Genomic DNA, 7086 nt, shown 5'->3' on the forward strand with positions numbered 1-7086 from the left:
ACTTATCCTCCTAAAAATTGTATTATTTCTAACTTTTCTAAATCATCTTTAAATAATTCTGTATAAAACGAAGGAATCTTAAATTCTAGATCTTCATCTTGTATGATCAATCCATAAGAAAGATACGCATTTGCCAAAGAACGTAAGATCTCATTTTGTTGATCTGACAGATTGGATTGAAGCTTATACAGAATATCCAGATCCTGTTGTTTCAAAATAATTTCGCATTCATTGATGACATTCAATATCAAAAACATATTTTCCATTTTTTGCGATGTACTTAGTGTTTTTGTCTTTAGATCATTCAAAAATCTATGGATGTGTTCATATTGAATGTTCTGGGTCTGTTCAATATAGACGTTTGTCAACAAGACCAAGTCAATCAATTGATCTTTCACATCATCATTCAACAAGTTTAAGATATAGGAGCACCAGGAGATGTTTTGTGATTGAATAGCTTGTTTCAAAAGAAAGCGAGCCACTTTCTCATCCTCTAATACAGATGTTGAGATCCAGCCATTATCAATCCATAAATAAAGCGTATCTTGAACTTTTTGTTGATAAGTTCCCTCTGCCTGATTAAGTGTGAATTGATAGGCACTGATCAAATCTGATGAATTTTTAGTATCCAGATATTTAGATAATGGAGTAGCTAATGTATATCTAAAAAGTAAACTAAATAGAAAGACAGACAACAAAATACAAATGATAATACTTAAGATATACTTAGCTCTACAACATAGCAGAAAGCATCGCTTTAATTGCTTCATTGAGCGAATACGTTTAGAAGGAAGTGTATCTCGACATTTTTGTGCAAGCTTTCTACAAGGACCACGTGAGTATAATGCTAATAATATCCCTCCCATTCCATATATGTCACTGGTCTGATCTAAATATCCTGTTTCTAAAAATTCTGGAGCCATATTAACCTTGGAAGCTAAGATTGCTTGATGAGAAGTCTTTTCAAGGCAGGCATTGAAATCAATCAGATAAATTTCTTCATCCACAATGATCAAGTTTTCGGGCTTTAGATCGATATATAAAAATCCTTTTTCGTGAATATGTTGTAACATGTCTATACAATCTAAGATCCACTTTTTCTTTAGTTTTTGAGATATCTTGTCATGTTTTAAAAGCCATTGACCCAGATCAATACCTTTAAAGTAGGTTTCGATCAAGATCATACTATTTCGCGTTTCGAACACATCGATTATTGAAGGAAAGTGTTTGTGTTCAAGTTGACTTAAAACATCAACTTCAACGTGAAACTGGTGAATCAAGATTGGATTTGCCTCTTTTAAGACTTCTTTGGCAATATACAACTTGGATGTCAACTGATCTTCTACGACATATACATTGATCCACGATGATTTTTGAATCTGTTCCTGAATTAAATATCTATCATTCAAGATCATGATTACTTTTCATGAAAGGTAAACTGTTTCTGCGAAAAAGATATGACCATGCCATCTTTTAATCGCATCTTTCGCTGGACCAATTTTTCATTTAAATATGTCTTGTTCTTGCTTTTAAGATCCTGGATATACCATCGATCATCGACACAAGTCAGTTTTGCGTGTTTCAAAGATATCTCTAAAGATTCAATGCGAATATCACAAGCCATAGAACGTCCTATAAGAACTGTTTCTCCTATCAAAGGATAATTTGTCGTCCCATCACTTAAATACACCTTATACTCATCAAATGAGCCTATTAATTGAGTTTTTTCTTCTTGTGGCAGGTGACCATACTCTTGTACGCACTCTTTGATGATCGTATTAGGTATTAAGGGACGCTTTAACACGAAACTGTTATTGCGTTTAAAGTGAAACAGCTTTTTAGGATAATACGAATCATGTAAAGCCTTGATTGCAAGAATGAGATTGGGCAATGAAAATTCAGATGACTCTACAAATTTGATCAAGAATCCATTGATTTCATAGGCATGTTCACTCTTAAAGTGATTGATCAAATATTTTACGATTTCGATCCATACATCTTTTTGTATCAACCATTCATCAATCACAAGAGGAATGCCAACAAAGGCAAATCGATCACCAACATTTGACACAAATATAAACTCAGGATCTACCAATACAGGTTTATTGCGATTGACCGCAACGGCACTGGTAAAAAGATTCTCTAAAAATGTATATCCTTCTTCTTTTTTGAATGTATATTGATCTAAAAAATCATCAAGGGAAAGAAAATCCTGTATAGCATAAGTTATCGTTGCAGAAGCGGTATCATTTAAAACACATCTTAAACATAGATCGTCATGTTCAAATCGTTCAAACAGTGATACATCCAACAATTTGTTCGATTTAAGTCTCAACTTCATTCTTTGATCATTTCTTTCGATTACGTCCACCCAATCTTGCATCAAAACACCTCCTTTTTTGCGCTCCTATTTTCTATCACACTTCAATTGGACAAAATGACAAAAAAAACGTAAAATTTTTTCATGAAATTTAAAAAATCTTACGTTTATCTTCATTTTTTGATTATCAATCCGTTATTAAACATCCTTCCTTTCTTCTGGATCGATGTATCTTACGATAATCAAAGCTATATAGGAAACCAATTAGGCCATACCATCTATCTTGTATTATGGGCCATTTCAAGTGCTTTGGGATTTTATTTCTATTCTAAACATATCTGGAATAAATATCGTATTTATTATCACAAGCATCTCCATAAGATCATCTGTTTAGCTATGTGCATATCCTGTATTATTCCCTACTCGGATACACTGGTATTTTGGATCAATGATTTGCATGTATGGATAGCTGTAGCTGCTGTCTTCTTATTTATTTTAGAATGGATTCGAGCTTATTTTGATCCTGCGTGTTATGTAGATACTTCTTTACAAAAACACCTTCAATATTTATTTTTATTATTTTCAATTTGCACCTTAGTTCTGTTTGGACTAGGTCATGTTACTTCACTAAGTGAAATCTTGTTTTCGACTTTGATCAATTTATACCTAGGTATATGGTATGTAAAAAATGCATAAAAAAAGAAGGCTTTCTAGCCTTCATTGATATCAAGATTCATATTTTCCATCTTGGACTGATAGTGTTTAGCTTTTGAAACATAACACATTTTATTACCTAAATTAATTACTCGATCGAAATACATATTCGCAAGTGGATAATCCTGTTCTACAAATGAGATCAATGCGATGTAATAACAAGAATCAACTTGTTGGAAAGTAAAACGAGCTTTATTTAACGAATCTAGATAATATTTCTTACAAGTGCTGAATTCTCCATTCATCAAATCGATTTTATTTTGAATAGAAGCCAATTCTTCATTTTGGATCATGACACCGGTCTGACCAAAACCAAGTTGAATTTTTTGAGCTTCTTCTTTGCAGCGGTTCAATCCGTCTTCATCTTTCATTAAATAATAAATATTTGCCATCAAAGACCAGTATGATAAAGAGCTCGCAGCATCTTTTCGTGGATAATTGATCAAAATATCCTGAGCTAATTGTGGATCATCTAAATAAATTAGACACTGAGCAAACAATGTTTGAGATTTAAGCTTTACTTTTTTGTTCTTTGTTGAATAGTAGATAATTGCTGAAGCACAGGCCTCAGGATCACACTTGTCATATAATAGAGAAGTTATTGGAATCAAGCAGGAAGCTCGATACCGCAACAATATATTGAATAAAAACATATAGAACAAAAAAGCCAGAGTTGCAATCATGATATTCTGAATAAAGAATAAAACACAGAACAAGGCGACAATCCCTAAAATGTATAGATATGTCATCTTATTGACATTCTTGCGACAATTTTCAGCTAATGATTTAACGTTCTCATCCAATTTATGATGCAATTTATACATTCTTACAAGTTCTTCATCTTGAGAAAAATTGTGGGCTTTCATCTCTTTGCCACGTTCTTTATACAAGCTGACCATACCATAGATACAAACAATAATCGCTGGAACGACCAATACAATTCCTAGAATTACCAAAGGTTCTGCGGCAAACATGATCAAAATAATAAAGATAAAAGGATTTAGATTATACAGTGACATCAACATCTGAGCAATCAAGATGATATTAATGACACCGGCAAAAGATAAACCTCCTGCTGCACATGTAAGCCAAATATTCTCAGAAATAAACTTATATACATCAGCAGGCAATATCTGTAAATATGTTTCAGTATTTGTAAAGAAAAAGATAGCTGTTACCACACATCCTACGATAAATGCTCCTAGAAGCGATAACAAATGCGTTTTACAACGATATTTCCACATAGAATCCTCACTACTTCTTTTCAATAATTCTAGCCGGAACGCCAACAGCCGTTGCATAAGCCGGCACATCTTTTAATAAAACGGCATTGGCTCCTACTTTAGCTCCTTTGTGAAGCGTTATATTACCCAGGCATTTTGCCCCAGAACCAACATAAACTCCATCTTCTAAAGTGGGATGTCTTTTAACATGAACAGAACCTGTTCCACCTAACGTAACGCCATGATAAAGCTGGCAGTCATCGCCGATAACAGCCGTTTCTCCGATGACAACGCCCATGCCATGATCAATAACCAATCCACGGCCTATTGTAGCTCCAGGATGAATTTCGATACCCGTCCAATTGCGAGCAATATTTGAAATCCAACGTGCAATAAAAGTATGGTTTCTAACCCAAAACCAATGTGCTATACGATGAAAACCTAAAGCTTTGATATGGGGATATAACCAAAATACTTCTAATTTTGAATGTGCAGCTGGATCTAATTCCATGGTACGTTTTATGTTATAAGCAGCGTCTTTAAAAAAAGAACGTTTTTTTTCAGCACCGTTCATATAAGAAAGTTTAGTTTATTTTCAGTAAAATTGCAAGTATCGCAATCTAAAACATACAAAAAGGACGTAAGATAAACTTACGCCTTATATTTACGAACCAAATAGATCAAAATTGTCGCTCCTGATATAGCAATCAAGGCAACAAACAATGTTGTATTGTTTTGTAACCCTGTTTGAATTTCAGGTATTCTTTCATTCTTATATGATAAAGAATACACTCTCTCTTCATCAGTTTTAACTTCTTTTTCATTGATCAATACTTGACCATATTCCTTTACTTGAACACAAACAACTTCATCGGATAACTTATATCCGTTTGGTGCTGTTATTTCTTTGATGTAGTATGTACCTACATCAAGATCATTAAATTGAACATAACCTGCATTATCTTCATTAATTTTTGATTCAATCAGCTCTTTACATTCTTTATCTTTATACAAACCAAATTCAAAACGGTTATTTTTGATCACATTGTTATTTTGATCGACTTTATTTACACATATAGATATCGTATTAAAATCATTTTCTAAAACCTTCTCTATATGAATCGTATCCGTATCTTTTGGATTTCTTGCATCAATTTCAATAATTTCTGTATTTAGTGCATAACCAGGGCATGGTTCAATTTCCTTTAATTCATACAATGCGAGAGGAAAATCACCATCAAAGAAAATTTTTCCATCTTCATTTGAATAACTTGTTTCAACTAAAGTATCTTTTGGAAGAACAATGCCATCTACTCCATTTAAATCTTCTTTAAGATACAAACCATACAGTGCATTTTGAAGAGGTTTCTTTGTCGAAGCAGATACTTTTTCTAAATCCAGCGCAATTTTGACACGCTCATTTTTAATGTCCTTTTGAACAACGGTTTGACCATCTTCACTAATCTGCAGCTCTACTTCAATTGGATCTTTATTTTGCACATAGCCTACAGTAGCCTGCACTTCTTTTAGAATATATTTTCCAAAAGGAAGATCTTTGGTTAAGGCAACACCGGTTTGATCTGTAGTGATCGTATCAACTTTTTCATCTTGTTTATACACTATATCGCCAGCTGGATCCTTAATATCTTCAGCCGCAATCACTTCAAATTGCGTGTTTTCCAGACCGATTTCTTCGTATTCAAAAGCCGTTTTTGTCTTTTTTTCTTCAGTCGTTACAGTCGCGGATTTTAAAGCTTCTCCAATCTTGTTGACTTGTATTCTTCCTTCAGTTTCTTTTACACGATAATTAAATGACGCCTGCCTAGGAGTTGTTTTACCAAAAGAAGCCAACGTTTGATTTTGTGGATTAAAATATGCAATGCAATTATTGTTTGCTTCATTTCTAGAATACAATCCATCAAATGTGATTGTACCTGATTCTGCACTTCCTTTTTCCACCCATAATCTTAATGTGTTTCCATTTTTTTCAACATGCACACCTGCAATCGATGAATTTAAGACATAGTCGGATAAAATCCCATTTGTGTCTTCAAGAGTGACTGCATATTTTTCACCATATCCGTTTAATTCCACAGTCTGATTTTCAAATGATAAAGATGTATTCATCTTACGAATTCTTTCATTGATCACATCAATACGGGCTTGAATGTCTGCCGGAATATTTGATATCACATCGCCAAAATGTACTTGCCAAATTCGCACCTGTGTTGCTGCATTCATTTCTTCTGAGAAATCATTGGCATATCCATACCCTAAGCTTGAAATCAATGCCATTTCATTAATTTGAGAATCCGAATAGCCTGCGGTATGAAGTGCATTTAAGGCAGCCTGTCCATCCAATATTTCCATTGCAATCGAAGGATAAATTTCAACATTTGGCTCTACACAATAAGCATTTTGTCCATTAATACTAAAATTATCGATCCTTATGCTCGTTATATTTCTTTGAGTTTGTAGATAACGATCATAAAAAACAGTGGATAATCCCATCCTCCATCGATCTCCGTGCGTATCCAAAGATACATTTCCTGTTGCAGCCAAAATCGGCATGCTTATTCTAAAAATAGAAGTAAGCAACAAAACAAGTATAAACAGTTTCTTTCCTAATTTTTTAAAATTCATATTCTTTCTCCTTTCACTGTTCACTTATCTATCACACCGGAAATGAGCAAAAGGACAAAAAAATTATGAAATTTTTCGGGATTTTTTGGGATTTATATCTAAAAAAAATAAAAGAGGGTCTAACAGTTGAGTAGTTTTTGAACTACTTTGGACTATTAGTCCCTTTTTATATGTGTATGAACCCCT

At 33.5% G+C, this 7086-nt stretch carries 6 protein-coding genes; 1 reads left to right on the forward strand and 5 read right to left on the reverse strand.

All coding sequences use genetic code 11. The features are described 5' to 3' along the window. Window positions 1-2: 2 nt before the first annotated feature. A complete protein-coding gene (locus PND65_RS08335; protein ID WP_271991364.1) occupies window positions 3-1415 on the reverse strand; it encodes a protein kinase family protein in 1413 nt (470 codons plus the stop codon). Window positions 1416-1417: 2 nt separating this feature from the next. After that, window positions 1418-2383, reverse strand: a complete 966-nt coding sequence (locus PND65_RS08340) for an FHA domain-containing protein (RefSeq protein WP_271991362.1) — start codon at window positions 2381-2383, stop codon at window positions 1418-1420. A gap of 81 nt (window positions 2384-2464) precedes the next feature. Between PND65_RS08340 and PND65_RS08345 the strand changes: the two genes are divergently transcribed. Further along, window positions 2465-3016: a hypothetical protein gene (locus tag PND65_RS08345; protein WP_271991359.1), complete on the forward strand. Its 552-nt coding sequence runs from the start codon at window positions 2465-2467 to the stop codon at window positions 3014-3016. A 14-nt stretch (window positions 3017-3030) separates the two neighbouring features. Here the strand turns inward: PND65_RS08345 and PND65_RS08350 are convergent, their stop codons facing one another. The 3 genes from PND65_RS08350 to PND65_RS08360 form a co-directional block, all read right to left on the reverse strand. Then, complete coding sequence (locus PND65_RS08350; RefSeq protein ID WP_271991358.1) at window positions 3031-4278, reverse strand: hypothetical protein; 1248 nt, start codon at window positions 4276-4278, stop codon at window positions 3031-3033. A 10-nt stretch (window positions 4279-4288) separates the two neighbouring features. Beyond that, the gene (gene cysE, locus PND65_RS08355; protein ID WP_022355594.1) at window positions 4289-4831 is read right to left on the reverse strand and encodes a serine O-acetyltransferase; all 543 of its coding nucleotides are present in this window, start codon (window positions 4829-4831) and stop codon (window positions 4289-4291) included. A gap of 77 nt (window positions 4832-4908) precedes the next feature. Next, window positions 4909-6900 (reverse strand): MSCRAMM family protein, encoded by a 1992-nt coding sequence (locus PND65_RS08360; RefSeq protein WP_271991356.1) that lies wholly within the window; start codon window positions 6898-6900, stop codon window positions 4909-4911. Window positions 6901-7086 lie beyond the last annotated feature (186 nt).

Origin of the sequence: Faecalitalea cylindroides, assembly GCF_028321995.1 — a bacterium.
In the GTDB taxonomy this organism is placed as follows: Bacteria; Bacillota_I; Bacilli_A; order Erysipelotrichales; family Erysipelotrichaceae; genus Faecalitalea; species Faecalitalea cylindroides.

Coding starts and splice junctions, on each gene's coding strand:
- PND65_RS08340 (WP_271991362.1), bottom strand. CDS start 2,383: ATGCAAGATTGGGTGGACGTAATCGAAAGAAATGATCAAAGAATGAAG.
- PND65_RS08350 (WP_271991358.1), bottom strand. CDS start 4,278: ATGTGGAAATATCGTTGTAAAACGCATTTGTTATCGCTTCTAGGAGCA.
- PND65_RS08345 (WP_271991359.1), top strand. CDS start 2,465: ATGAAATTTAAAAAATCTTACGTTTATCTTCATTTTTTGATTATCAAT.
- cysE (WP_022355594.1), bottom strand. CDS start 4,831: ATGAACGGTGCTGAAAAAAAACGTTCTTTTTTTAAAGACGCTGCTTAT.
- PND65_RS08335 (WP_271991364.1), bottom strand. CDS start 1,415: ATGATCTTGAATGATAGATATTTAATTCAGGAACAGATTCAAAAATCA.
- PND65_RS08360 (WP_271991356.1), bottom strand. CDS start 6,900: ATGAATTTTAAAAAATTAGGAAAGAAACTGTTTATACTTGTTTTGTTG.